This is a genomic window from Micromonospora sp. NPDC023888 (assembly GCF_040639415.1).
In the GTDB taxonomy this organism is placed as follows: domain Bacteria; phylum Actinomycetota; class Actinomycetes; order Mycobacteriales; family Micromonosporaceae; genus Micromonospora.
On sequence record NZ_JBEZZW010000007.1, the window covers coordinates 167,177 to 193,364 of the forward strand.

Annotated in this window: 18 protein-coding genes and 3 tRNA genes; 10 read left to right on the forward strand and 11 right to left on the reverse strand. The window is 70.7% G+C overall.

Annotation, left to right across the window (positions count from 1 at the left end):
* Positions 1-198: 198 nt before the first annotated feature.
* Complete coding sequence (locus AB0F61_RS08870; protein ID WP_357805430.1) at positions 199-1,053, reverse strand: Rieske 2Fe-2S domain-containing protein; 855 nt, start codon at positions 1,051-1,053, stop codon at positions 199-201.
* A 173-nt stretch (positions 1,054-1,226) separates the two neighbouring features.
* Here AB0F61_RS08870 and AB0F61_RS08875 point away from each other — a divergent pair, with 173 nt between their 5' ends.
* Positions 1,227-2,042 carry a crotonase/enoyl-CoA hydratase family protein gene (locus AB0F61_RS08875; RefSeq protein ID WP_357805432.1) on the forward strand — a complete coding sequence of 272 codons (816 nt, stop codon included), beginning with the start codon at positions 1,227-1,229 and terminating at the stop codon, positions 2,040-2,042.
* On the opposite strand, the gene AB0F61_RS08880 is transcribed toward AB0F61_RS08875, so the two are convergent.
* The 8 genes from AB0F61_RS08880 to AB0F61_RS08915 all read right to left on the reverse strand — a co-directional run bounded on the left by AB0F61_RS08880 (position 2,029) and on the right by AB0F61_RS08915 (position 17,043).
* On the reverse strand, positions 2,029-5,718 hold the full coding sequence (locus AB0F61_RS08880; RefSeq protein ID WP_357805434.1) for a discoidin domain-containing protein: 3,690 nt from the start codon (positions 5,716-5,718) through the stop codon (positions 2,029-2,031). The genes AB0F61_RS08875 and AB0F61_RS08880 overlap by 14 nt on opposite strands.
* Before the next feature lie 186 nt (positions 5,719-5,904).
* Positions 5,905-8,811, reverse strand: coding sequence for a discoidin domain-containing protein (locus AB0F61_RS08885; RefSeq protein WP_357805437.1), 2,907 nt, complete (start codon positions 8,809-8,811; stop codon positions 5,905-5,907).
* A 140-nt stretch (positions 8,812-8,951) separates the two neighbouring features.
* On the reverse strand, positions 8,952-10,562 hold the full coding sequence (locus AB0F61_RS08890) for a glycoside hydrolase family 13 protein (protein WP_357805440.1): 1,611 nt from the start codon (positions 10,560-10,562) through the stop codon (positions 8,952-8,954).
* 140 nt (positions 10,563-10,702) lie between these two features.
* Positions 10,703-11,590 (reverse strand): carbohydrate ABC transporter permease, encoded by an 888-nt coding sequence (locus tag AB0F61_RS08895; RefSeq protein WP_357805443.1) that lies wholly within the window; start codon positions 11,588-11,590, stop codon positions 10,703-10,705.
* Positions 11,591-11,601: 11 nt separating this feature from the next.
* Positions 11,602-12,558: a sugar ABC transporter permease gene (locus tag AB0F61_RS08900; RefSeq protein ID WP_357805446.1), complete on the reverse strand. Its 957-nt coding sequence runs from the start codon at positions 12,556-12,558 to the stop codon at positions 11,602-11,604.
* Between the two features lie 86 nt (positions 12,559-12,644).
* On the reverse strand, positions 12,645-14,024 hold the full coding sequence (locus AB0F61_RS08905; protein ID WP_357805469.1) for an extracellular solute-binding protein: 1,380 nt from the start codon (positions 14,022-14,024) through the stop codon (positions 12,645-12,647).
* A gap of 333 nt (positions 14,025-14,357) precedes the next feature.
* On the reverse strand, positions 14,358-15,362 hold the full coding sequence (locus AB0F61_RS08910) for a LacI family DNA-binding transcriptional regulator (RefSeq protein ID WP_357805472.1): 1,005 nt from the start codon (positions 15,360-15,362) through the stop codon (positions 14,358-14,360).
* 205 nt (positions 15,363-15,567) lie between these two features.
* Entirely contained in the window at positions 15,568-17,043 is a 1,476-nt protein-coding gene (locus AB0F61_RS08915) for an FAD-dependent oxidoreductase (protein WP_357805474.1), read from the reverse strand.
* Between the two features lie 91 nt (positions 17,044-17,134).
* Between AB0F61_RS08915 and AB0F61_RS08920 the strand changes: the two genes are divergently transcribed.
* The gene (locus AB0F61_RS08920; RefSeq protein WP_357805477.1) at positions 17,135-18,211 is read left to right on the forward strand and encodes a serine hydrolase domain-containing protein; all 1,077 of its coding nucleotides are present in this window, start codon (positions 17,135-17,137) and stop codon (positions 18,209-18,211) included.
* Here the strand turns inward: AB0F61_RS08920 and AB0F61_RS08925 are convergent, their stop codons facing one another.
* Both AB0F61_RS08925 and AB0F61_RS08930 read right to left on the reverse strand, forming a co-directional pair.
* Positions 18,212-19,525: a deoxyribodipyrimidine photo-lyase gene (locus tag AB0F61_RS08925; protein ID WP_357805494.1), complete on the reverse strand. Its 1,314-nt coding sequence runs from the start codon at positions 19,523-19,525 to the stop codon at positions 18,212-18,214.
* Positions 19,522-20,445, reverse strand: coding sequence for a phytoene/squalene synthase family protein (locus AB0F61_RS08930; protein ID WP_357805497.1), 924 nt, complete (start codon positions 20,443-20,445; stop codon positions 19,522-19,524). Before AB0F61_RS08930 ends, AB0F61_RS08925 begins: the two co-directional genes overlap by 4 nt.
* Positions 20,446-20,509: 64 nt before the next feature.
* Here AB0F61_RS08930 and AB0F61_RS08935 point away from each other — a divergent pair, with 64 nt between their 5' ends.
* From AB0F61_RS08935 to AB0F61_RS08970, 8 genes are all read left to right on the forward strand, one after another.
* Positions 20,510-21,652 carry a polyprenyl synthetase family protein gene (locus AB0F61_RS08935; RefSeq protein ID WP_357805504.1) on the forward strand — a complete coding sequence of 381 codons (1,143 nt, stop codon included), beginning with the start codon at positions 20,510-20,512 and terminating at the stop codon, positions 21,650-21,652.
* A 28-nt stretch (positions 21,653-21,680) separates the two neighbouring features.
* The gene (gene crtI / locus AB0F61_RS08940; protein ID WP_357805517.1) at positions 21,681-23,162 is read left to right on the forward strand and encodes a phytoene desaturase family protein; all 1,482 of its coding nucleotides are present in this window, start codon (positions 21,681-21,683) and stop codon (positions 23,160-23,162) included.
* The gene (gene idi / locus AB0F61_RS08945) at positions 23,159-23,779 is read left to right on the forward strand and encodes an isopentenyl-diphosphate Delta-isomerase (RefSeq protein ID WP_357805520.1); all 621 of its coding nucleotides are present in this window, start codon (positions 23,159-23,161) and stop codon (positions 23,777-23,779) included. The genes crtI and idi overlap by 4 nt, the downstream gene beginning before the upstream one ends.
* Complete coding sequence (locus AB0F61_RS08950) at positions 23,769-24,713, forward strand: MerR family transcriptional regulator (RefSeq protein WP_357806005.1); 945 nt, start codon at positions 23,769-23,771, stop codon at positions 24,711-24,713. The genes idi and AB0F61_RS08950 overlap by 11 nt, the downstream gene beginning before the upstream one ends.
* Positions 24,714-24,788: 75 nt before the next feature.
* Complete coding sequence (locus AB0F61_RS08955) at positions 24,789-25,568, forward strand: polysaccharide deacetylase family protein (RefSeq protein ID WP_357805523.1); 780 nt, start codon at positions 24,789-24,791, stop codon at positions 25,566-25,568.
* A gap of 154 nt (positions 25,569-25,722) precedes the next feature.
* A tRNA-Glu gene (locus AB0F61_RS08960) sits at positions 25,723-25,795 on the forward strand.
* Positions 25,796-25,826: 31 nt separating this feature from the next.
* A tRNA-Asp gene (locus tag AB0F61_RS08965) sits at positions 25,827-25,900 on the forward strand.
* A 99-nt stretch (positions 25,901-25,999) separates the two neighbouring features.
* Positions 26,000-26,073, forward strand: a tRNA-Phe gene (locus tag AB0F61_RS08970).
* The last annotated feature ends 115 nt before the right edge of the window (positions 26,074-26,188 follow it).

A 26,188-nucleotide genomic window follows, 5' to 3' on the forward strand; every position in this document is an offset into this window, starting at 1 on the left:
CGACGACGGCGCGGCACCGAACGGCAGCGGGGCGACGCCCGCCGATCCGCCGGGCTGGGGTGGCGACGACGGCTGGGTTGGCGGCAGCGCCGACGGCGGACTGTTCGACGGCGGGCACGGCCTGGACTCGGTCGCGGACGGCCCGTCGGTCGGCCGCCACCGACGTAGCTGATCCGAACGCCGAGCGCGGGCCGCGGATCAGGGCAGGCGGGTCTGGAGTACGCCGTTCTGGATCCGGGTGGGCAGGATCTGCTGGTCGTTGCCGGAGGGCCCCTGCACGACCTCGCCGCCGTTGAGCCGGAACGCGCTGCCGTGCCACGGGCAGACCACGCAGGCGTGGCCGTCGATCTCCTGCACCTCGCCCTCGCCGAGCGGCCCGCTCTGGTGCGGGCAACGCTCCAACATCACTGTCACCTCGTCACCGTGCCGGTAGAGGATCACCGAGATGTCGTCGTCCACCTCCCGGGTGATCAGGGTGCGCTGCGGCAACGTCGCCATGTCGGCGAGCGAGTGCCAGCCGTCGGTCATCCGGCGCAACTCGGAGATGCTCTGGTTGACCTGCGCCCCCTGCTTGTACGCGAGGTGACCACCGATGTACGCCCCGAGGCTCACGGTCGAGAGCCCGAGGAAGCCGAGCGCGCGGCCGACGCTGTGCCGACCGGACAGCCGTGCGGCCAGCGAGCCGGCGTACAGCGTCAGGCCGACGGTGTTGGCGGCGGCGTGCACGAGGCCGACCCGGCGCTGGTCGCGGGCTAGTGCCGCCCAGTCGTTCAGCCCGGCGACCGCCGCCGGCAGTGCGCTGGCGGTGCCCAGGCCGACAAGCACGGTGGCGGGTCGACGTTGTCCGGGCATGAGGTCCAGCACGGCGGCGCTGATCCACGCGCCGACCGGCACCTGCACCATCGCCGGGTGTAGTGGATGGCCGAGGGTCACCCCGTGCAGCAGGTCCCGCAGCCGCCGCGGACGCAGCGTGCTCAGGACGACGCGCTGCAACCGGTCACCGGCCCGGTCCAACTGGGACGCCTGCTCTACTTTCGTCAGAAGTGCTCGCACGGGTACCGACTTCCCGGCGGAGAGGGTCGCAAACCGGTCTCGAGCGACAAATTCGTCACCGAGCGCGATCTCGCGGTTGCTGTCCGGCCGACCGTACGCCTGGCCGGAACACGGCACCACGTGCAAGATCGACGGGGATTGTGGGCGCGGGGTGGGGCGGGCATGCTGGGTTGATGGGTGTGCGGGTGGAGCGTGCCGGGCCGGTCACCACTGTCGTGCTCGACCGGGTGGCCGCTCGCAACGCCGTCGACGGGCCGACGGCCCGGGCACTCGCGGACGCCTTCCGCGCCTTCGACGCCGACCCGGACGCGGCGGTGGCCGTGCTCTGGGGGGCCGGTGGCACGTTCTGCGCCGGAGCCGACCTCAAGGCCCTCGGCACGCCGAGCGGTAACCGGGTCGAGCCGGAGGGCGACGGCCCGATGGGTCCGACCCGGATGACGCTCAGCAAACCGGTGATCGCGGCGATCTCCGGGTACGCGGTGGCGGGCGGGCTCGAGTTGGCGCTCTGGTGCGACCTGCGGGTCGCCGAGTCCGACGCGACGCTCGGGGTGTTCTGCCGCCGCTGGGGGGTGCCGCTCATCGACGGGGGCACCGTGCGGTTACCCCGGTTGATCGGCGAGAGCCGGGCCATGGATCTGATCCTCACCGGCCGGCCGGTGCCGGCGGAGGAGGCGTACTCGATGGGGTTGGTCAATCGGCTGGTGCCGCCCGGCCAGGCGCGGGCCGCGGCCGAGGAGCTGGCGGCGGCGATCGCCCGGCACCCGCAGACCTGCCTGCGCAACGACCGGGCGGCGCTGCTTGCCGGCGGCGGTCGGGGCGAGCCGGAGGCGCTGGCGACCGAGTTGGCGTACGGGATGGATTCGCTCGCCACCGACGCGGCGGCCGGCGCGGCCCGGTTCGTCGCGGGCGAGGGGCGGCACGGCACGATGCCGCCGGGAGGAGTGCACCTCCCGGCGGCATCCGGTGCGGGTCAGGTCAGTTGCGGTTGATGGTGAAGGTCGTGGTGGGGTTCTGGATGTCCACCGCGTTGTTGCTCAGCCGCAGGTTGGTGAAGGTGACCGACCCGACGGCCGGCCCCTGCCCGGCCTCCGGCATCGGGTTGGCCCAGATGGCGAAGCCGGACTTGGCGTCGTAGGCGTCACCACTCTTGCGCGCCCCGCTGATCGAGACGTTCGTGAAGACCGTGTCGGTGATGGGGTTCTGCGGCTGCCCGCCGACGTAGTTGGTCTGGAACATGATGCCGCTGTAGGTCGGATCGACGATGTCGACGTCGCTGACCCGGATGCCCTGGAACACCTTCGAGGCGGAGAAGACCCAGATCGCCGGGAAGGTCTGCCCGCCCCAGAAGTGTCCACCGGCCCGGACGATCGAGATGTTCTCGAACCGGGTCGGCGGGCTAGCGCCGAAGCCGTTCATCGGGTAGCCGAAGTCGAGCGAGCTGATGGTGATGCCGGAGTAGACGAGCGTGTCCGCGATGTAGATGTTGCGGAACGTGTTGCCGTAGCCGCCGTAGACGGCCACACCGGCGGCCCGCCAGGTCAGGGTCGAGGACAGGTTCTCGTAGATGTTGTCCCGCATGTCCGCGCCGCCCGCGTCGATCGCCGAGAACAGCGCGAAGCTGTCGTCGCCGGTGGCCCGGGCGTCGTTGTTGCTGACCAGGTTGTTGGTGCTGCCGTTGGTCATGTTGATGCCGTCGGCGAACAGGTTGCGGATCCGCGAGTTCTTGATCGTCATGTAGTCGGTGTTGGCGCCCCAGTAGAGGCAGACCTGGTGCTCGGCCCAGATGTTGTCGATCACGATGTTCGACACGTTGGCGAAGTCGAACACCTTGCCCGGGCCGTCGATGCGCGAGGTGTAGTTGCCGAAGTAGGCGAAGTTCGCGAACGACGATCCAGCCGCCGAGTTCTCGGCCCGGAAGCCGATGTCGGTGTTGTCCTGGCCGGAGGGGGCGTTGAACCGGGTGTACCAGGGCCCGGCGCCGGTCACCTTGACCGCCTTGCCGTACACCTGGAACTTCGACGAGGTGGAGTAGTTGCCGGCGGGCAGGTACACCCCGATCAGGTTGCCGGTGGTGTCCATCCGCACCCGGTCCAGGGCGTTCTGCACGTCCTGGTGGGTGAAGCCGGCCGGCGTCGCGTAACGGGCCGAGTCCGGGTTCGCGATCGGCGAGACCTGCTCGGTGTTGATGAAGTCGATGGCGTAGTTGGTGGTGTTGGCCGCGTCCTTCTGGAGGCGGATCTTGCTGCCGGCCGGCACTGTCGAGTTGAGCATGACGTTGGCTTCGTCGTAGATGTGCCGCGGCCCGCCCGCGCTCGGCGAGTTGCCGGGGCTGGTCTCGTTGCCGTAGAGCCAGGCGTAGCGGGACGTCAGGTCGATGGCCTTGTGGAACGTGCCGTTGACGTAGACGTTCAGCGTCGAGTTGATCCCGCCGCCGCCCGACGCGTCCGGGATGGAGAAGCGGGTGACAAGCGTGTTGGTGCTGGCCCGGGTGGTGAACTCGACGTAGCTACCGGTCGAGTTGAGGGTCACCGCACGCCGGCCGGACGCCTCGCCGGCCAGGTCGCCGACCTCCCGGTTCGGCCCGACGACGCTGGCGCCGCCGCCGACCGCGCCGTCCTCGGCCTCGTACATGTCGTACGGCATGTTGGCGCCGCGACCGACGAAGAGCGGACGGTCACTTGAGTTGTTGCCCTGCTTGACCGGCAGTTCGTTGCTGTCGGCGGCGAGCACGACCCGGACGGTGTACTTGCCGTTCGCGGCAGTCCAGGTGCCCAGGTTGACCGGGCCGACGGTGGCCCCGGCGTTGATCACGCCCGAGTACGAGCCGGTCAGGGTACGCACCACGGTGCCCGATTCGTTGAGCACGGTGAGCGTGATGCCGTGCGACCCGGACGCGGACGCCACGCTGCCGGCGTTGCGGATCGACACGGAGAAGGTGACAGTGTTGCCGGCCGACGGGTTGCCCGGCGACCAGGCGACCGCCGAGGCGACCAGGTCACTGGTGGCGACCGGGCTCACCACCAGCGGGCTCGGGTTGGTGTAGCTGTTGTTGGTGTCGTCCTGCTCGACGACGGCGTTGCTCTCGTCGACCTTCGCGCTGAGCGGGTAGCTGCCCGCGTCCCGGGTGCCGATGCTGGCGCTGACAGTGGTCGAGGCGCCGGCCGCGAGGCCACCGACCGACGCGGTGCCGACCCGGGTGGAGCCCAGGTAGAAGTTGACGTTCGTCGCACCGGAGGCCGCCGAGCCCGCGTTACGCACGGTCGCGGAGAGCGTGATGGTGCTGGTCTCCACGGGAGCGGACGGGCTGAACGACATGCCGGTCACGGTCAGGTCCGGGTTCGGCGCGGGGGTGCCGAAGACCTGGAACTCGGCCACCTGACCGGCCGGGGCGCCGGTGTTCGAGGCGATCGAGAGCCGGACGTCGGCGGCCGCGCCGGAGACCGGGATGGTCACCGTGTTGCCGCTGCCCGGGCTGAAGGAGTAGTTCGCCGCGCCCACCAGCGTGGTGAAGGACGACGAGCCCTGGTCCCGGCCGAGCACCGTGATGTTCTGCGTCCGCGCACCCCAGGCCGAGTCCGGGTTCAGTTTCACCACGACCTGGCTGAGGCTGGCGTTCGCGCCGAGCTGCACTGTCAACGTGCTCGGGTTGCCGTTGCCCTCCCAGTAGGTGGCCACGTTGTTGTCGTTGGCGTTTGTCGCCACGAACGTGTGCACGAACCCGGAGGCGGTGATCGGCTTGCCGACCGCCAGGTTGCTCCCGGTGGGCGGGTTGCCGGTGCCGGTGCGGGTCACGGAGTTGCTGTTCGCCGACTGGTTGCCGGCCGCGTCCCTGGCCCGCACGTAGTACGAGACGGTGGCGCTGTCCGGCTGACTGTCGGTGTAGGTGAGCGTCGAGCCGTTCACGCTGCCGCGCAGCGCGCCGCCGGCGTACACGTCGTAACCGGTGACCCCGACGTTGTCCGAGGACGCGGACCAGGTGAGCCGGATCTGCCCGCTGGCCGGCTGGGTGTACGCCAGGTTGCCGGGAGCGCTGGGGGCCTGGGTGTCGGTGCTGCCGGTGGCGCCGTACACCTCGACCTCGGAGAGCTGCGCGGCCGGCCAGCCGGTGTTGCCGGTGACCTGCACCCGTACGTAGCGGGTGCTGGCGGCGGTGAAGCTGACGGTCGCGGTGTTGCCGCTGGCCGGGTTGAAGGTGTAGCCGGCGGACGCCTTCAGGGTGCTGAAGGACGAACCGTTCGTGGAGCCGAGCACCGACAGCGTCTGGGTGCGGGTCTGCCAGTCCGACGACGGCGGCAGCTTGAGCACCACCCGGTCGACGCTGACCGTGGCGCCCAGGTCCGCCTGGATCCACTGCGGGAACGCGTTGTTGGCGCTCTCCCAGTAGGTCGACGCGTTGCCGTCGTTGGCGTTGCCCGCCACGTAGTTCTGGTTGTAGCTGCTGGCGGTCATGGTGGCGGACAGCCCGGCGAGCAGGGCCGCGCGGGCGGACCCGGCCGGGGCCGGAGCCGGCGTGGCCGCCGGTGCCGCGGTCGCGGGGGTGAGGGCGGGGACCGCGGCGAGGAGCAGTCCGGCGAGCGCGCCGGCGAGCAGCCGCCGACGGGCCGGCAGTCGGCCGGCTTGGTGGGCTCGGTGCGGGGTGCCTCGGGTGGGGCCGTTTCTCGACATGGGTGGCTACACCTCTTTCGGGGGTGGTGTGGGTGCGTTGCCCGGTGACGGGTGCAGGGGTACGCCCGTCGTGCCGCGACAGGTGGGGGACGGTGCGGTGTGGAACGGGTGCGGGTGGGGCCGGTGCCGCGCTGCGCCGGACGCCCGACCGGTGGCCCCCGCCCGGCTCGGGCGGGGGCCGTCGGCCTAGCTGGAGTAGACCTCGAACTCGCTGAGCTGACCGGCGGGCCAGCCGGTGTTGCCGGTGACGGTCAGCCGCAGGTACCGCTGGCTGGTCGCCGTGAAGGTCACGGTGACCGTGTTGCCGCTGGCCGGGTTGAAGGTGTAGCCGGCGGACGCCTTCAGGGTGCTGAAGGACGAGCCGGTGGTGGAGCCGAGCACCGCCAGCGTCTGCGTACGGGTCTGCCACGCCGACGACGGTGGGAGTTTCAGGACGACCCGGGACACCGTCCGGTTGGTGCCCAGGTCCACCGTCAGCGACTGCGGGAAGGCGTTGTTGGCGCTCTCCCAGTAGGTGTTGGCGTTGCCGTCCACCGCGTTGGATCCGGCATACACGTCGGAGTGGCTGGTCTCGGTGACCGACCGTCCGGCCGCGAGGTTGCCACTGGGCGGGGGCGTGGTCGGCGGGGCGGTGGTCGGCGGCGCCGTCGTCGGGGGTGCGGTGGTCGGCGGCGGTGTGGTGGCGGTGCCGCCGTACACCTCGATCTCGCTGAGCTGGGCGGCCGACCAGCCGGTGTTGCCGGTGACGCTCACCCGGATGTAGCGGCGGTCACCGGAGGGGAGCCCGATCGAGACGGTGTTGCCGCTGCCGGGGTCGAAGACGCGGCCGGCGGACGACGCCAGTGTGGCGTACGACGACCCGTCGGTGGAGCCCAGCACCGACAGGGTCTGGGTGCGGCGTTCCCAGCCGGCGGGCAGCTTGAGCACCACCCGGTCGACCGAGCGGGCCGAGCCCAGGTCCACCGTCAGGGACTGCGGGAAGGCGTTGTTGGCGCTCTCCCAGTAGGTGCCCGCGTTGCCGTCCACGGCGTTGCCCGCCGTGTAGTTCTGGTTGGTGCTGGTCGCGGTCGTCGACCGGTTCAGCGCCAGGTTCCCGCCGGTGGGTGGCGGCGTGGTCGGCGGCGGCGTGGTCGGGGGTGCGGTAGTGGGCGGCGCGGTGGTGGGGCCGGTGGTCGGCGGGGTGCTGGGGCCGCCACCCCACCGCGGCTCCGGCCACGGCCCGCAGTACGGGGTCGACGTGTACCAGCCGGAGTTACCGCTGCCCTGGGTGATCTGGAAGCCACTGCCCACGCAGTTGTGCATCGGGTTGCTCTGCGCGATGTTCGTGGCCCGCACGTTCGTGAAGGACACCTGGCTGGGTGCCTGCACCTGGAGCGCGTACGTGCCGGCGCCGTCGATCCGCACGTTCGTGAGGTTGATGCCGCTGGTCTGGCCCTCGATCCAGTGCAGCGCCGCGTACGAGCTGTCCAGGATGTCGGTGTCGGTGATGTTGATGGTGGCCTGCTGGAACGCCTCGTTGAGGGCGGAGAACCAGATCGCCCCGACGCCGAAGTTCCAGTTGTAGTCCGAGTTGCCGTTGCGGATCAACGTGTTCCGGGCGACCGTCCAGGTGCCCCGGACCGCTGTGTCGCCCTGCACACCCGGGTAACGGTTCGCGACGTGGATGCCGCCGCCGTTGGTGACCGAGTCGGCAGTCACGTTATCGGTGATCTTGATGTCCCGGCCGCCGTAGCTGACCAGGTGGTTCGCCAGCAGGGTCACCCCGATGGTGTTGTGGTCGAAGGAGTTGTTGACGTTCGGCACGCTCTGCGCCCACATCGCCAACGCGTCGTCGCCGGTGTTGCGGACGAACGTGTTCGTCACCGTCGAGTTGGTCACGCCGGTGTGGAAGTTCACCCCGTCCGCGGTCTGGTCCAGGATCCGACTGTTGCGGATGGTGAAGTTGTCCATCGGGCCGTCCATCCACGCCCCGACCTTGGTGTTCTCCAGCCACAGGTTGTCGACCACCGAGTTGGTCATCGCCCCACCCAGGGCGTTCACCTGGTCGTCGTCGACCCGCTCGCGGATGTCGCCGATGATGGCGAAGTCCCGCAGCGTGACGTTGCGGCTCGGCCCGTTCGCCTCGTGTGCGCGGACCGGGCCGGTGTAGCCGCCACCGGGGACGTACTTGCCGTAGATGCCGACGGACCTGTTCCGCTCGGTGGGGTGCCGGCCGCCGAGCACCGAATACCAGGGGTCGGCGCCGCGCAGTGTCACCCCGTCGACCACCACGTGGTCCCAGAGCGTGAAGGTCCCGGTCGGGATCCAGACGGCCCGACCCTGGGCTTTCCCGGCGTCGACAGCCGCCTGGAACTTCGCCGTCGAGTCGGTCGCGCCGCTCGGGTCGGCGCCGAAGTCGGTGACCACGTCGAGCACACCGGAGGGCTTGGTGATCGCCGGGGCGACCAGCTCGAAGTCGGCCAGGTCGATGGTGAACGAGGGCGACTGGGCGGTCGAGGAGACCTGGAACCGGATCTTCGTGCCGGCCGGCTGGGTGCTGCCGAACATCGCCCGGGTCTCGTCGTAGAAGTGGTGCGGGTTGGTGTCGCCCGGGTTGTTGTTGAACGGGTACCCGCCGTAGTACCAGCCGTACCTCGACGTCACCGGGACCGACTTCAGCAGCGACCCGTTGGCCCGCAGGTCGATGGCGGCGTCCCGGCCGGTGCCGGACGGGCTGTCCGGCAGGCTGTACCGGAAGGTGACCGCGTTGGCCGGCGCGGTGAGGGTGAACTCGACGTACTCACCGACGGCGTCGAGGGTGACCGCCTCCCGGCCGGACGCCTCGGACGGCAGCGTGCCGTAGCGCCGGTCCGGGCCGATCTTCGAGCCGTTGTGGGCGGCCTCCTCCGCCTCCTGCTCGACGAACGGGACGGTGGCGCCCCGGCCGGAAATGTCGAAGGGGGACAACCCGGCCGCCGAGGCCGGAGTTGCGGTGCCGGTGACCGCGAGGACGGTCACCGATGTGGCGGCGAGCAGGGTGGCGGCGATGGCGGCCAACCCTGCCCGGGTCGGGTGTCGAAGGTGGTGCGGGGTGCCGGTGGTGTGGTTGGCCATGAGCTGCGCTCTCCCTTTCGTCAGGCAGGCCAGATCCCCCCGTGTCGGTGCGGCGTGACGCGTTCCCCCTGGGTCCTCCTTTCCTCGGGTGGGGTGGTGCCGGCGGCCGGGACGAGCCGCCGGCACCACCGCGAGCAGAATCAGGTCAGGCCGGGTCCGTCCGCCGATCCGGGGGTACGCAGCCAGACCGCGGTGTCCGACGGCAGCATCCCGTCGTCGAGGGGACCGCTGGCCAGCAGCAGCTCCCCCTCGACCGGCATCGGCACCGGCGCGTCGGAGAGGTTGACCAGGCAGGTGAAGCCACCGCCACGGCTGAAGGCGAGCACCCCGTCCGGTGCGGGCAGCCAGGTCAGTTCGCCGTCACCGAGCGCCGGCTCGGCCCGCCGGGCCTGGATCGCGGCCCGGTACAGCTCCAGCATCGAGGCCGAGTCACCGGTCTGCGCGCTGGCCGTCCGGTCCTTCCAGTCGGCCGGCTGGGGCAGCCACGGCGCGGCGGCGCCGGCGGGGCTGAACTCGAACGGCGGCTCGTCACCGGCCCACGGCAGGGGTACGCGGCAGCCGTCCCGGCCCGGGTCGATCCGGCCGGACCGTTCCCACATCGGGTCCTGACGCAGCGCGTACGGGATGTCCTCGACCTCGTAGAGGCCCAGCTCCTCGCCCTGGTAGACGTAGGCGGCGCCGGGCAGCGACAGCGAGAGCAGCGCGGCGGCGCGGGCCCGGCGGGTGCCCAACTCCAGGTCGGTGGGGATGCCCTCGCGCTTGGCGGCGAAGCTGAACCGGGTGTCCGCCCGACCGTAGCGGGTGACGTGCCGGGTGACGTCGTGGTTCGACAGCACCCAGGTGGCCGGCGCGCCGACCGGCGCGTGGGCGCTGAGCGTCCCGTCGATGCTCTCCCGCAGCGCTTCGGCGTCCCAGGCGCAGCCGAGGAAGTCGAAGTTGAACGCGGCGTGCAACTCGTCCGGGCGCAGGTAGTTGGCGAACCGCTGCCGGTCCGGCAGCCACACCTCGCCGATCAGGGCCCGCTCGCCCGGGTAGGAGTCGGCGACCCGACGCCAGCCCCGGTAGATCTCGTGCACCCCGTCGAGGTCGTGGAACGGGTGCGGGTGGTCTGGCCGGACCTCGGGCAGCTCTCCGTCCTTGACCAGCAGCCCCGCCGAGTCGATCCGGATACCGTCCACCCCCCGGTCGAACCAGAACCGCAGGATGTCCTCGAACTCCGCCCGTACCCGGGGGTGGTCCCAGTTGAAGTCCGGCTGCTGGGGGGCGAACAGGTGCAGGTACCAGTCGCCTGGGGTGCCGTCCGGGTTGGTGGTGCGGGTCCAGGTCTCGCCTCCGAACTCGCCGATCCAGTCGGTGGGCCGCTGGTCGCCGTTCGGACCCCGGCCGGGCCGGAACCAGAACAGGTCCCGTTCCGGCGCTCCGGGGCCGCCCGCGAGCGCCGCCTGGAACCAGGGGTGCGCGTCGGAGCAGTGGTTCGGCACCACGTCGACGATGGTCCGGATGCCCAGCGCGTGCGCCTCGGCGATCAGCGCCTCCGCCTCGGTCAGGCTGCCGAAGACCGGGTCGATGTCGCGGTAGTCGGACACGTCGTAGCCGGCGTCGGCCATCGGCGAGGGATACCAGGGGCTGAACCAGATCGCGTCGACGCCGAGCGCGGACAGGTGGTTCAGCCGGGACCGGATGCCGGCGATGTCACCGATGCCGTCGCCGTTGCCGTCGGCGAAGCTGCGGGGATACACCTGGTAGATCACGGCTCCACGCCACCACGGACTTCTGTCAGCTGTGGACACGAGCACCTGCTTTCTGCGTCAGTACGTCGGCGGGTCCGCCGGACCTGGTTATCTGTCGGGCGAACTGTCGTTGTTCGCCGCGCGGGAGGATGCGGTGGTGGCTATCCCTTGATGCTGCCCGTGGTCAGACCGGACATGATGTTCCGTTGGAAGATCAGGAAGATGATGACAGTCGGGATCGCGGCGATGACCGACGCGGCGATCACCACGTTCATCGGTGTGCCGCCGGCGAAGGTGTAGATGCCGACGCTCACCGTCCGGGTCTCGGGCGACGGCATGACCAGCTTCGGCCAGAGGAAGTCCTTCCAGACCGCCGTCACGGCGAAGATCGAGACGACGCCGAGGATGGGGCGCGACAACGGCAGGATGATCGACCAGAGGGTGCGCAGCGACGACGCCCCGTCCATGAGAGCCGCCGCCATCAACTCCTCGGGAATCGAGTCGAAGAACCGCTTCAACAGGAAGATGTTGAACGCGTTCGCGACCATCGGCAGCCAGATCGCGAACGGCGAGTCGAGCAGGTTGATGTGCAGGATCGGCAGGTCGAGCACCGTCACGTACTGCGGGACGATGAGGACCATCGCCGGGATCATCAGGGTCCCCAGCATCAGGGCGAGGATCACGTTGCCGAAGATCGGTCGAAGCTTGGACAGCGAGTACGCCGCGGCGCTGTCGAGGACGAGTTGGAACAGCACCGCGCCGATGGCGTAGTAGAACGTGTTGAACAGCAACTTGGCGAGGGCCAGGTTGTTCCACGCGTCGATGTAGTTCTGCGGCTGCGGATCCTTCGGGAACAGCGACGGTGGGGTCTGCGCGATCTCCTGACCGGACTTCAGCGCGCCGGTGACCATCCAGTAGAGCGGCCCGAGGAAGACGAGCGTGAAGCCCGTCACGACGACGACCAGCAGCGTCCAGTAGATGACCTTGCCGCGCCCCCGGCTGAGCTGGGAGTGGGAGATGAGGGTCCGGGTTCCGGAATCCTGTGCCATTCCTCGCCGTCCTAGTCCTGTTTCGCAGTCAGCCGCACGTACACGGCGGAGAAGCCGGCCAGCACCACGAGCATGATCACGCCCAGGGCGGCGGCGCCGTTGAGGTCGTTCTGGAAGAACCCGTGCTGGTAGATGAGGTACGCCACCGAGGTCGCCGAGTCCTCCGCGCCTGCGCCGTTGGCGAGGATCAGGGGCTCGATGAAGAGCTGCATCGTGGCGACGATCTGCAACATCGCCAGCAGCGCGAGGATCAGCCGGGTCTGCGGGATCGTCACGTGGCGGATCCGCTTCCAGATCCCCGCGCCGTCGAGCTCCGCCGCCTCGTACAGCTCGCCCGGGATGTTCTGCAACGACGCCAGGTAGATGAGCACCGCGCCGCCCATGTTCATCCAGGTCGACGCGATCACCATCGCCGGCATGGTCATCTCCGGCGACTGCATCCACTGCGAGGTGGGCAGGTGCAGCGCCTTGAGGATCGCGTTGAAGAGCCCGGCCTCGCTGGGGTCGTACGCGTAGAACTTGAACAGGAACAGCGCCGAGGCGGGCGGCAGCATCACCGGCAGGTAGACCAGGATCCGCAGGTACCCCTTCGCGTGCCGGAACTCGTTGAGCAGGATCGCCACGAAGAACGGCACCGCGTACCCGAGGACGAGCGCGAGCACCGTGAAGTAGAAGGTGTTCTGCCAGGCCGTCCAGAAGCTGGGGTCGGCGATGATGCGGGTGTAATTGTCCCAGCCCACCCAGGTGGTCTCGCCACGCCGGGTCCGCTGGAAGCTCATCACGATGCCGCGGACCATCGGGTACCAGGAGAAGACGACGAAGCAGAGCACCGCGCCGATCAGGAACGCGTGCCCGGTGAGGTTGTCCCGTACCTTGCGGCCGAGGCTGGTGCGCTGCGGCCCCGCCGAGTACGGCGACGGCGGGCGGCCCGGTTTCCTGGGGGTCTCCGGGACGGTGGTGATCGCCAAGGCAACTCCTGGGTGAGTCGGTGACGTCGAGATGCGGTGCGAGTGGCGTGGGGGTCGGGTCGGCGTCCCGACCCCCACACGATCGGTCAGCTCTCGGCGGCGAGGAGCTGGTTGACCTTCTCCTCGGCGGTCTTGAGCAGCGCGTCGATGTTCGCGTTCGGGTTGGTCAGCACACCGGACATCGCAGCGTCGAGCACCGCGTAGACCGCCTGTGCGTTGCGCGGCTCACCCTTGATCGGCACCGGGGTGGCCTCGAAGAGCGCGAAGTTCGCCGTGTCGACGTTGGCGTTCGCCTTGCGCAGCTCCAACTCCTGCTTCTGCGCGTCGCTGCCGTTGGCGAACAGCAGCGGCTGGGGCAGACCCACCGGGTAGTTCTGCGGCTTGGCCCGGACGTAGTCGAACTGACCCTTGCCCGGCGTCAGCTTCTGGTACGCGATCCACTTCATACCGGCCTTGACCTGCTCGGGGGTCAGGTCCTTCTTGAAGAAGTAGCCCTCGCCGCCACCGAGCGTCCCTTTCGCCGGGCCGTCCTGGCCGGGCAGCGGGCTCATCGCCCAGTCCTGGAACTTGCCCTGGAACTGGCTGACGATCGCCTGGGTGGCGTCCGGTGCGCCGATGAACATGCCGACCTTGCCCGCGCCGGCGTTCGTCAGCAGGTCACCCCACTGGAGTAGTTGGCGGGAGCCCATGCTGTTGTCGCCGTAGCGCATGTCCTTGATGTTCTGCAGGACCTGCTTGCCCTGGGCGTTGTTGAAGTCGGCCTTCTTGCCGTCCTCGGTCAGCATCCGGCCGCCCTGCGAGTAGAGCAGGGAGGTGAAGTGCCAGCCGCCGGTGTTGCCGGCGCTGTACTCCGAGTAGCCGGCGATGCCGTTGCCGAGTGCGGAGATCTTCTTGGCGGCGGCCCGGACGTCGGCCCAGGTCTTCGGCGGGTTGTTGACGTCGAGCCCGGCCTTCTGGAACAGGGCCTTGTTGTAGACCAGGCCCATCGAGTAGTTCTTGACCGGCACGGCGTAGAGCTTGCCGCCGTCGGTGAAGACCTCCTTGAGCGCCGGGTCGACGCTGTCCCAGGTGGGGATCGTGTCCTTGTTGGCGTACTGGGTGATGTCCATCGCTTGGCCCGAGTCCAGCACCTGCTGGAGGTCGGTCATGTAGCCGTAGAACACGTCGGTCACGGTGCCGCCGGCGAGGCGCGCGGTGAAGTCCGGCGGGTTGTTGCACTGCTCCCCGACGCTGACGCTCTTGACGACGATGTCCGGGTTCTGCCGCTGGAACTCGGCGACGTCGTCGTTCCAGTTCTTCAACAGCTCTTTCTGGGCGCCGACCGGCTGGCAGTCGACCGTGATGGTGACCTTGCCGCCGGCGGTCGTGTCCTTGTCGTCGCTCTTCGTGGAGCATGCCGTGAGGCTGAGCCCCAGGCCGGCCACGAGCGCAACCGCCGCAGCCTTTCGGTATTGCGGTACGGACATCTGTCCATCCCTTCGGGAACGGGTGACTCCAATGACCTTCGCTGATCTGCGGTGATACGACCTGACGCCCAGTAGCTGCGTCGGAGCCAGGTGTGAGTGGAGTCACTGTAGCGAGGAGGACTCATTTCGGCAAGGTATCGACCCTGTTCCGAAAGGACACGACGTGATTACGGCAGATGTTGGCAAGCCTTTGAAAGCGGCCGGATATGGCAGTCTTTGACCCCTTATGAAGGGCCATTCGGACAGTTCGATGCTGCTCGCCGTGGGCAGCGACGAAAACGGCCGCCGACCGCCTGGAGCGGTCGACGGCCGAAGCGTCGTGGAAAGCGGTCGCTAGCGACCGGGGGCGGGAGCGGTCGACCCGCGTACCACCAACTCGGGCTCGAACAGCAACTCGTCGTGCAGCACGCCGGCACCCTCGATCTGGGTGACCAACAGGTCCACGGCTGCCTGCCCCATCGTCTCGATCGGCTGCCGCACAGTCGTCAACGGCGGGTCCGTGCACGTCATGAACGCGGAGTCGTCGAAGCCCACCACCGACACGTCGGCCGGCACCGAACGCCCCAACCGCCGGGCCGCACGGATCGTGCCCAACGCCAGTACGTCGCTGGCACAGATGATGCCCGTCACGCCACGCTCGACCAGTTTCGTCGCCGCGACCCGCGCGCCCTCCATCGAGAAACTGGACCGCTCGACACACTCGGCGTCGGCCTCGTCCCAGCCCGCGGCCCGGATCATCGCGTCCAGCTTGCGCCGGGACGGCACGTGCCCCTCCGGGCCGAGCACCATCCCGATCCGTTCGTGCCCGAGCGAGCGCAGGTGCCCGTACGCCTGCTCGACCGCAACCGCGTCATCCGTGGAGACCCGCGGGAAACCCAGCTCGTCCACACCCGCGTTGACAAGCACGACGGGAAGGCCCCGGTCGGTCAGTCGACGGTAGTGGTCGTGTCGGGCGTCGGCGAGCGCGTACGAGCCACCAGCGAAGATCACCCCGGAGACCTGATGGTCGAGGAGCATCTCCACGTAGTCCATCTCGGACACCCCGCCGATGGTCCGGGCGCAGAGAGCCGGGGTGTAACCACGTTGGGCGAGGGTCCCGGTGACGACCTCGGCCAGCGCCGGGAAGATCGGGTTCTGCAACTCGGGCAACACCAGCCCGACCAGCCGGGCGCGTTCGCCACGCAGTTTGGTCGGCCGCTCGTAACCGAGCACGTCGAGCGCGGTCAGCACGGCGGTCCGGGTCGCCTCGGAAACCCCGTCCCGGCCGTTGAGCACCCGACTGACGGTGGCCTCGCTGACGCCCGCCTTCTTGGCAACTTCAGTCAACCGCTTGGTCACGGTCGCAATCGTACGTCACCACGATGAAAGAAATGAACAGCAAATTGCCCGTCTTTTGCTGACCGATTGCCGCATTCTTCCCGGCTCACCATGATCGACTCGGGCTTCATGATGTCGCGGTATCGCGGGGCCCTGGATACCGCGACTTTCATGAACGCGAGTGGATCATGCCCCGAAACGCGCGGGACGAACGACGCGCGGGGCGTCAGGACAGGTCGCGCAGTGCGCTCTCGATGGCCCGGTGGAAGGTCGGGTAGGCGTAGATCATGTGGCGGAGCTGGCTCAGCGGCACCGCCGCGTGCACCGCCACCACAAGTGCGGAGAGCACCTCGCCGCCGGCCGGACCGACAGACGTCGCCCCGATCAGCACGCCCTGGTCGGCGTCCGCGACGAGCTTGATGAAACCGTCGTCGCCGACCCGGTGGATCCAACCCCGGGTCGAGCTGCTGAGCTTCGTGAAACCGACCTGCACGTTGATGCCGCGCTCGCGGGCCTGCCGTTCGGTGAGCCCGACCGCGCCCACCTCGGGGTCGGTGAAGGTCACCCGGGGCAGCGCGCGGTAGTCGGCTCGCGGGACGGTGCCGGCCGACCCGCTCGACCCGCTGGCGGCAAGTGAGCTGGACGCCCCCATCGCGCCACCGACCACGCTTGAGGTGCCGCTGGCGTCCGCTCCCGCCGTCGCCTGTCGGGCGCGGGCCAGGATGTCGGCGATCACGATCCCCGCCTGGTACATGGCGATGTGGGTGAAGGCGCCCTCGCCGGTCAGGTCGCCGACCGCCCAGACGTGGTCGGTGACGTGCAGACGGTCGTCGACCGGCAGGTAACGCTGGCTGGCGTCCACGCCGATCGTGTCCAACCCGAGCTCTTCCAGGTGGGCCTTGCGCCCGGTGACCACCAGCAGTCGGTCGGCGGTGAACTCCGCCCCGCCGCCACCGCGCAGGGTGAACCGGGTCCCGTCGTGCTCGACCCGCTCGGCGCGTACCCCGGTGTGGATCTCCACGCCGTCGGCGCGCAGCGCCGCGGCGGCGACCTCGGACGCCTCCGGCTCCTCGACGGCCAGCACCCGGTCGAGCGCCTCCACCACTGTGACCCGCACCCCGAAGCGGGCGAAGACCTGGGCGAGTTCCAGGCCGATCGCGCCGCCGCCGAGCACCAGCAGCGACTCCGGCAGTTGGTCGGCCTCGATCGCCTGGTGGTTGGTCCAGTACGGGGTGTCGGCCAGGCCGTCGATCGGCGGCACCGACGGACGGCTGCCGGTGCCCAGCACGACCCCGTGCCGAGCCTGGAACACCTGGTCACCGACCCGGACCCGACCCGGACCGTCGAACCGGCCACTGCCTCGCACGAGCCGGCCGCCCTTGCCGACGAACCGCTCCGCCGCGACCGTGTCGTCCCAGGTGTCGGTGGCCTCCTCGCGGATCCGCCTGGCCACCGGCGCCCAGTCCGGCTGGACCTGCGCCGTCCCGGCCAGCCCGTCGACCCGGCGGGCCTCGGCGAGCGCGTTGGCGGCCCTGATCATCATCTTGCTCGGGATGCAGCCCCAGTACGGGCACTCCCCACCGACCAGGTCCCGCTCGATGCCGACGACACTCAGGCCGGCCTCGGCGAGTCGCTCGGCGACCTCCTCGCCGCCGACCCCGAGCCCCACCACGACCACATCCACCAGCTCCGGCTCCGCCACCGCAACAGCATCCCCCAACGACACCACCGCAACCAGCGGGGTCGGCGAAAAGTAGGCACGCTCACCGGTCCGGGGCGCTTACGGTGACGGGATGCACGCACGCTTCGTTCCGGTCCGGGACTGTTTCCACGACCTGTTCACCTCCGGCCGGGAGACCGGCGCCAGCCTGACCATCTGGTACGACGGACAGCCGGTCGTCGACCTGGTCGGCGGTTTCCGGACCGGAACGGGGCCCGACGGCGAACCCTGGCGGCCGGACACACTTGCCAACGTCTACTCGGTCGGCAAGCCGGTGGCCGCGTTGTGTCTGCTGATGCTCGTCGACCGGGAGAGGGTCGACCTCGACTCGCCGGTCGAGCGGTACTGGCCGGAGTTCCGCACCCCCGCCACCGTGCGTCAGGTGTTGTCGCACACCGCGGGGCTGCCGGCCTTTCCGGTGCCCCGGCCCGCCACCGCGGTCGCTGACTGGGCGCTGCTCACCGGCGACCTGGCCGCCGCCGACCCCGAGTGGTCGCCGGGCTCGGTGGCCGGCGAGCACGCCTGGACGTACGGGCACCTGGTGGGTGAGCTGGTCCGCCGGGTCGACGGGCGGTCGGTGGGCCGGTTCCTGGCCGAGGAGATCGCCGGGCCGTGGCGGCTCGACCTCGGCTTCGGGCTGGCCGAGGCGGACCAGCGGCGCTGCGCCGAGATGCGCTACGGCGACGCGGGGTGGCCGAGCCGGAAGCTCGGCGAGCCGAGTTCACTTCGGGCGCGCGCGATGGGCAACCCGGCCGGCGGACTGGACCTCGCCGTGTTGAACAGCCCGCTCTGGCGGGGTGCCGAGATGCCGGCGGTCAACCTGCACGCCACCGCGGCCGCCCTGGCCCGGCTCTACGCCGGCCTGTTGGCCGGTGGCGTCCTGGACGGCGTCCGGCTGTTCAGCCCGGAGCTGGTGGCGGAGGCGACCCGGGTCCAGTACGACGGGCCGGACCTGGTGCTCGACGGGCCGGTCCACTGGACGCTGGGCATGCAGTGGGAGTCGGACGGCAGTTGGGGCATGGGCGGCCTCGGCGGCAGCAGCGCGTGGGCCGACCCGGGGCGGGGTTACACCTTCGCGTACACCACGGCTCAGCTCGCCGAGCACGATCGGGTGGACGAGCTGGTCGAGGCGCTGCACTCCGGCCTCTGATCAGCGCAGCCAGACCGGATCGGTGCCCGGCACCGAGAGCGGTGGTGGATAGTCGAGCGTCTCGGGCAGGCGCCACGGTTGGTGGATGGCCTTGCCCGGCACCCCCGCCAGCTCCGGCACCCACCGGCGCACGTAGTCGCCGGCCGGGTCGTACCGTTCGGCCTGCCGGACCGGGTTGAACCCCCGGTACGGCTTGGTGTCGTTGCCGGTGCCGGCGACCCACTGCCAGTTGCCCGAGTTGTTCGCCACGTCCCCGTCCAGCAGCCAGCGGAAGAACACCTTCACCCCCGCCCGCCAGTCCTGCCCGAGGTGCTTGGTCAGGTAGCCGGCGGTGATCAACCGGGCCCGGTTGTGCATCCAGCCCTGCGTGCGCAACTGCCGCATCCCGGCGTCGACGATCGGCATCCCGGTCCGCCCCTCGGTCCAGGCCGCCAGCGCGTCGTCGTCGTAGCGCCACCGCTCGGTGGCACCCCGCCGGTACGCCACGGTCGAGATCTCCGGAAAGGCGGCGGTGACCTGGTAGTAGAAGTCCCGCCAGCAGAGCTGCCGGGCGAACGGCCCGGACCGGTCCCCGGCGCGACCGGCCACCGCCAGCGGCGACACGCAGCCGAAGCGCAGGTACGGGCTGAGTCGGGAGGTGTCGTCGCCGGCCATGTCGTCGTGCTGGTCGCCGTAGCGGTCCAGGTCGGGCAGCCAGTCGGTGAGCCGTTGCCGGGCGACCCGCTCACCGCCGACCGCCGCGTCCGGCGAGTCACCGGCGGGCGGCTTCGGCAGGCTGCCCACGCGCACACCGCCGGGCAGCGTCACCCGGCGTGGCGCGGCCAGCTCCTCGCGCCACCGGTTGGCCGTCCAGGCCCGGTGGTAGGGGCTGAACACCCGGTAGTGGTCGCCGCCGCCGCCGGGCCGCAACACGCCGGGCTCGACCACTGTCAGCCCGGGAAACAGTCGCAGGTGCAGCCGGTGCCGCTCGCACTCGGCGCGCAGTCGCCGCTCCCGACGCCGGGCGTGGTGGCTGACGTCGGCGGAGAGCGCGACGGCCGCGGCACCGACCTCGCCGGCCAGCCGGATCGTCTCGGCCACCGGGTCGCCGTGTCGTACCACCAGGTCGCCGCCGCGCTCGCGCAGCTCGGCGCGCAGGTCGGCGAGGGCCTGGTGCAGAAACCGGGTGCGGTTGGCCGACAGCTCGGCCAGTTCCGGGTCGAGCACGTACAGCGGCACCACCCGGTCGAAGGCCGCGCAGGTGGTGGCCAGGGCCGGGTGGTCGTGCACCCGCAGGTCGCGGGTGAGGAGCACGATCGCGGTGCCTGTGGTCACCGGGTCTCCGGGTCGACCGTCGGCCCGGGGATGGCGACCGGCGTACCCGTCGAGGTGAGCAGCGCACGTGCGGCCACCGCCATCCGTTGCCGCTGCGGCACCACTGCGCGCCGGGCGAAGACGTCGTAGTCCTGCGCGGCGACCTCGTCGAGGATGCCGCCGTAGAGGGCGTACGCGGTGCGCATGCAGGCCTGCGAAGCCGGCGCCAGCATGGTGATGCCCGGCGCGGCGGCCGCGTAGTGCGCCTGGGCGCGGGTCACCTCGTACTCGATCAACTCTCGGGTCCGGGGCGTGCCACGGCCCCGGGCGCGGGCCTCGACCAGCTCGTCGCGGGTGACCCCGAACTTCGCCAGGTCCTCGTCCGGCAGGTAGGTGCGGCCCCGGTCGAGGTCCTCCGCGACGTCCCGGATGAAGTTGGTGAGTTGGAAGGCGAACCCGAGCTGCCGGGCCGGCTCCCGTGCCGCCACCGGGTCGGAGCTGCCGAGGATCGGCAGCATCATGGTGCCGATGACCGCCGCCGAGCCCTCCATGTAGTCGAGCAGGTGGTCGTAGGTCGGGTACGCGGTGACGGTCAGGTCCATCGCCATGCTCTTCAGAAACAACGCAAAGTCGTCCCGGTCGAGATCGAAGACGGCGATCGTGTGCAGCACGGCCGGCAGCAGCGGGTCGTCGACTGACGCGCCGCGCAGACCGGCGACGAACTGGCTGGCCCAGTCGTCGAGGCGGGCGGCCCGCTCGGCCGGTGGCAGGTCCTCGGTGCGGTCGACGATCTCGTCCGCGTAACGGGTGAACCCGTAGAGGGCGTGCACATGTCGTCGTTTCCAGGCGGGGAGCAGTCGGGTGGCGAGATAGTAGGTGCGGCCGTGACGTCTGTGCAGCTCACGGCACCGGTCATAGGCAGCGGTGAGATCAGTGTCCACCGGCCCTCCCTCATTTATCGACGCACCAATCGACGCAACTCGTAGCCTAGGGTACGCTCACCGCATGGCCAACGACGCAGTTGCGGGCAATGCGACTCGTATGGCGGCGGCAGCGCCGGTCGACCGGGACGACCCGGTCCGGGCCGTGCTTGCCGCGTACACCCATGAGCTGGTCACGGCGGTCGACGAGACCCTGACGACCTTCCTCGCCGCCGAGGTCGACTCCCTCGCCGAGATCGACACGTCGATGGGCGCCTTCGCGGCCTCCGCGCGAGAGGCAGTCCTCGTCGGCGGCAAGCGGATCAGGCCCACGTTCGCCTACTGGGGTTGGCGCGGGGCGGTCGGCGGGGCCGAGGCACTGCCGCCCGTGCTGCCCGCGCTTGCCGCGCTGGAGTTGCTGCACACCTTCGCCCTGGTGCACGACGACGTGATGGACGCCTCCACCACCCGCCGCGGCCGACCCACCGCACACGTCGCGCTTGCCGCACAGCACATCCAGGCCGGCCACCGCGGTGACCCCGGGCGGTTCGGCGACGCCGTCGCCGTGCTCATCGGCGACCTCTGCATGGTCTGGGCCGACCAGTTGCTGGCCCAGGCCACCGTGCCACCGGCCCGGCTGTTCGACGTGCGCCGCTGCTACGACCAGATGCGGGTGGAGACCGTCGCCGGGCAGTATCTCGACGTGCTCGGCGAGAACGACCCGGCCAACTGGTCGGTCGACCGGGCGCTGCGGGTGGCCCGCTACAAGACCGCCAGCTACACCGTCCAGCGACCACTGCTCTTCGGCGCCTGCCTGGCCGGGGTGCCCGCCGACGACCCGCTGGTCTCCGCGTACACCCGCTACGGCCTGGCCGTCGGCGAGGCGTTCCAGCTTCGCGACGACCTGCTCGGCGTCTACGGCGATCCGGCCGCCACCGGCAAGCCGGCCGGTGACGACCTGCGCACCGGCAAGCCGACCACGCTGCTCATGCTGGCTCGGGAGTTGGCAACGCCGGCCCAGTTGAGAGCCCTGGAGCGGGCCCGCGACGAACCGGTCGAGGGCCTCGCCGAGCTGGTGGCCGAGACCGGCGCGGTGGCCCGGGTGGAGCGGATGATCGCCGAGCGGGTGAGCGAAGCACTCGCCGCGCTCGACGCCGCACCCGTGGACCGGACGGCGCGGACCGCGCTGACCGGGCTGACCACCGCCGCGACCAACCGGCAGGCCTGATGAGCGACTTTCTCGAGGAGGTGGTCACGTGCGGACGGTGACAGGACCCACGGACCGGGTGGTGGTCGTCGGGGCCGGGTTGGGCGGGCTCGCCTGCGCGCTGCACCTGGCGGGCAGCGGGCGACAGGTCACCGTGCTGGAGCGTGAGCCGGTGCCCGGCGGGCGAGCCGGGCGGCTCGCCGTGGACGGCTACGAGTTCGACACCGGCCCGACAGTGCTCACCATGCCCGACCTGATCGCCGAGGCGCTCGGTGCGGTCGGTGAGGAGCTGCACGACTGGCTCGACCTGACCCCGCTCGATCCTGCCTACCGGGCGTACTACCCGGACGGTTCGACACTGGACGTGCTCACCGACACCACGCGGATGGCCGCCGAGATCTCCCGGGTCTGCGGCCCGCGCGAGGCCGACGGTTACCTGCGCTTCGTCGACTACGCCCGAGAGCTGTGGCGGCTGGAACGGACCGACTTCATCGAGCGCAACCTGGACGCGCCGACCGACCTGATCACCGGCAACCTCCTCAAGCTGCTCGGCGGCGGGGCCTTCCGACGCCTCCAGACGAAGATCAACCAGTTCTTCCGGGACCCGCGTACCCAGCGGATCTTCTCCTTCCAGGCGATGTACGCCGGCCTCGCACCGCACGACGCGCTCGCCATCTACGCGGTCATCGCGTACCTCGACTCGGTGGCCGGGGTCTACTTCCCGCGCGGCGGCATCCATGCGGTCTCCAAGGCCATGGCGGGCGCCGCCGAGAAGCACGGCGTACAGATCCGGTACGACACGACGGTGACCCGGGTGGAGACGGCGCACGGCCGTGCCACTGGCGTGCTCACCGCCGACGGCGAGCTGGTGCGGGCGGACGTGGTGGTGCTCAACCCCGACCTGCCGGTCGCCTACCGGGACCTGCTCCCCGCCGCTGGGCAGCGTCGCCTCACCTACTCCCCGTCCTGTGTCGTTCTGCACGTCGGGTCCCGACAGGCCTATGCGAAGATCGCCCATCACAACATCCATTTCGGACGCGCGTGGAAGGGCACCTTCGATGAGGTCATCCGGCGGGGCGAGCTGATGACCGACCCGTCGCTGCTGGTGACCAACCCGAGTCGGACCGACCCCACGGTGGCCCCACCGGACCGGCACACCTACTACGTGCTCGCCCCGGTGCCCAACCTGCACCGGGCCCCGTTCGACTGGCGCGGCGACCTGACCCAGCGCTACAGCGACCAGCTGATCGGCACCCTGGAGGAGCGCGGCTACGTCGGCTTCGGCGCCGGGGTCGAGGTGCTGCGGGCGATCACCCCCGCCGAGTGGGAGGAGCAGGGGATGGCCGCGGGCACCCCGTTCGCCGCCGCGCACACCCTCTTCCAGACCGGCCCGTTCCGCCCGTCGAACCTGCACCGCGACCTGCCGAACGTGGTCTTCGTCGGCTCCGGCACCCAGCCCGGGGTGGGCGTACCGATGGTGCTCATCTCCGGCAAGCTCGCCGCCGGCCGGATCAGTGGGGAAGGCCGATGAAAAGCCGCGAGACACACCTGGTCGAGCTGGTCGACGAGACCGGCAAGGCCCACGGCGAGTTGACCGTGGCGGCCGCACACCAGCCCCCGGGGCGCCTGCACCGGGCCTTCTCGGTGCTGCTTGTGGACCCGGACGGCCAGGTGCTGCTCCAACGCCGGGCCGCCGTCAAGACCCGGTTCCCGCTGCGCTGGGCCAACTCCTGCTGCGGCCACCCCCGGCCCGGCGAGTCACTCGCCGAGGCGGCCAACCGGCGGCTGCGCGAGGAGTTGGGGGCGGGCCCGGTCGAGCTGACCGAGGTCGGCGTCTACGTCTACTACGCCGAGGACCCGGCCACCGGTCGGGTCGAATTCGAGTACGACCACGTGCTGCGGGGTGATTTCCTGCCCGCGGCTCCACTCCTGCCGGACCCGGACGAGGTCGCCGAGCTGCGGTGGGCCGACCCCGCCGCACTCGCAGCCGAACTGGACCTCGACCCCCGGTCGTACGCGCCCTGGCTGGGCGGGGTGGTGAACCGGCTGCTGCACCCCTCGGGCCCCACGCCGGGCGCACCCGGTCCGGCCGTGACCCCGCCCGGATCGTCGGCGGATGACACGGCGGAGCGGTCGGGTGGTCGATGAGGCGCTGAGCGCGGGCGCGGTCGCACGCCGGCTGGGGGTCGCGGTGACGACCCTGCGCACCTGGCATCAGCGCTACGGGCTCGGGCCCAGCGAGCACGTCCCCGGTCACCACCGTCGGTACACGCCCACCGACCTGGCCCGCCTCGAGATCATGCGACGGCTCACCGCCGAGGGGGTGAGCCCCGCCGAGGCGGCCCGCTGGGCCCGCCAGGCGCCGGATCCGATGCCCACCGAGACCGCCGCACCCGGTCCGATGCACCGACCGGCCCGGGACGGCGGCGGAACCATCCCCGTGGGCCGCGCCGGACCGGCAGCCCGTGGGCTGGCCCGCGCCGCCATGCGACTGGACGCGGCGGCGATCAGCGAGACGATCGCGCACGCCCTGGCAGCCGACGGGGTCGTCGCCACCTGGGAGGGCCTGCTCCGCCCGGTCCTCGCCGGCATCGGCGAACGCCACGCCGCCACCGCCGGTCTGATCGAGGTGGAACACCTGGTGTCCCGGTGCGTCTCGGAGGCGCTCGCGGCGGCCAGTTGGGCCAAGGTTCCCACCGGGCCGGCCCGCATCCTGCTCTCCTGCGCCGACGAGGAGCAGCACACCCTGCCGCTTGAGGCGTTGGCCGCCGCTCTCGCCGAGGCCGGGGTCAGCTACCGGACGCTCGGCGCCCGGGTGCCGATCGCCGCCCTCCTGGAGGCGGTCAACCGGACCGGACCGGCCGCTGTGGTGCTGTGGTCGCACACCCGGGCCACCGCCGACCCGGGTCAGCTCAGCGCGCTGCTGGCGGCACCCCGCCGCCCGTTGCTGGTGCTCGCCGCCGGCCCCGGTTGGCGAGCCGACACGCTGCCCGCGGGGGTGGTGCGGCCGATCGACCTGGCCGAGGCCGTCTCGCTCGCCGTCGCGGTCCGTGACTCGCTCGACCAGTCGAGGCCTGACTGACCGCACTGTCGCCCACATCGTGGCGTGAACTACCGTCGGGGGTCCGCCTACCCCGACCCCTCCGGGAGCGAGCAGATGCAAGCCCGCGCCGTTCTGGCGTCCGTCCTCGCCATGGCGCTGCTCTTGTCCGGTTGTGCCCAGCCGGACCGCACCATCGCAGCCGCCGGCCCACCGCGGCCGGTGGAATCGGTTACGCCCACCCCGTCGCCGCACCCCACCCTCGCCAAGCCGCCCAAGCCTCCGCTGCGCCCACTGCCGGCCAAGCTCCCCGCCGGCCTACGGCGCAACACCGGCGCGCGCCCGGTGGTCCTGACCTTCGACGACGGTCCCAGCCCGGCCTGGACACCCAAGGTGCTCGACCAACTGCGGGCCTCCGGGGTGACTGCCACCTTCTGCGTCGTCGGTCGCGAGGTGCAGCGCCACCCGGAGCTGGTCCGCCGGATCGTCCGCGAGGGACACCAGCTCTGCAACCACAGTTGGCGGCACGACCTCGACCTGGCCCGGCGGCCTGTCGCCGAGATCAAGGCCGACCTGGAACGCACGAACAACGCCATCCAGGCGGCGGCCCCCGGGGCGAAGGTGTCCTTCTACCGGCAGCCGGGCGGCCGGTGGACGTCGGAGGTGCTGGGGGTGGCGAAGGATCTCGGCATGCGCCCCCTGCACTGGTCGGTCGACCCGCAGGACTGGGACAAGCCGAACGCCGCCACGATCGGCAAGCGGGTTCACGCCGCCGCCCGCCCCGGTGCCATCGTGCTGCTGCACGACGGGGGCGGCAATCGGGCTGCGACGCTCGCCGCCTGCCCCCGTCTCATTGCCGACCTGAAGCAGCGCTTCGGCGTCACCAAACTCCGCTAGACCGGCCTTGACCTGCGGTTATGCCTCTCCCGAAGCCCTTGCGGATACCGATTTTGTTGACCGACCGGCCATCACGTATGCTTTCCAAGCCTCCGGCGGGGCCGGATGGGAGCAAGTCCGCTTGAAGTTGCGAGTGTGCAATGATGGCGGGGCCGCCCTCATCGTCTAGCGGCCCAGGACGCCGCCCTTTCAAGGCGGTAGCACGGGTTCGAATCCCGTTGGGGGCACGACCGGCGCAAGCCGGAGCAACACAAGCTAGGTCCTGTGGAGCAGTTGGAGTGCTCGCCGCCCTGTCAAGGCGGAGGTCGCGGGTTCAAGTCCCGTCAGGACCGCAGCGCTGACGCCGCGCCTCGCGCGGCGTTCTGCGTATCGGAGCATGTCGCCCCGCCGCCGGTTCGTCCGGTTGTTGGGTAACATGGGCCGAGCGACACGGCCAGGTAGCTCAGTTGGTACGAGCGTCCGACTGAAAATCGGAAGGTCGGCGGTTCGACCCCGCCCCTGGCCACATAGCCTTTCGCCGGGCTACAGAGGTCCCCACCAGCGGAAACGCAGGTGGGGATCTTGCTGTTGGGGCTCCTTTCTCGTCGTCCGCCGGAATGTGATCCACTCGACTTCCCGGA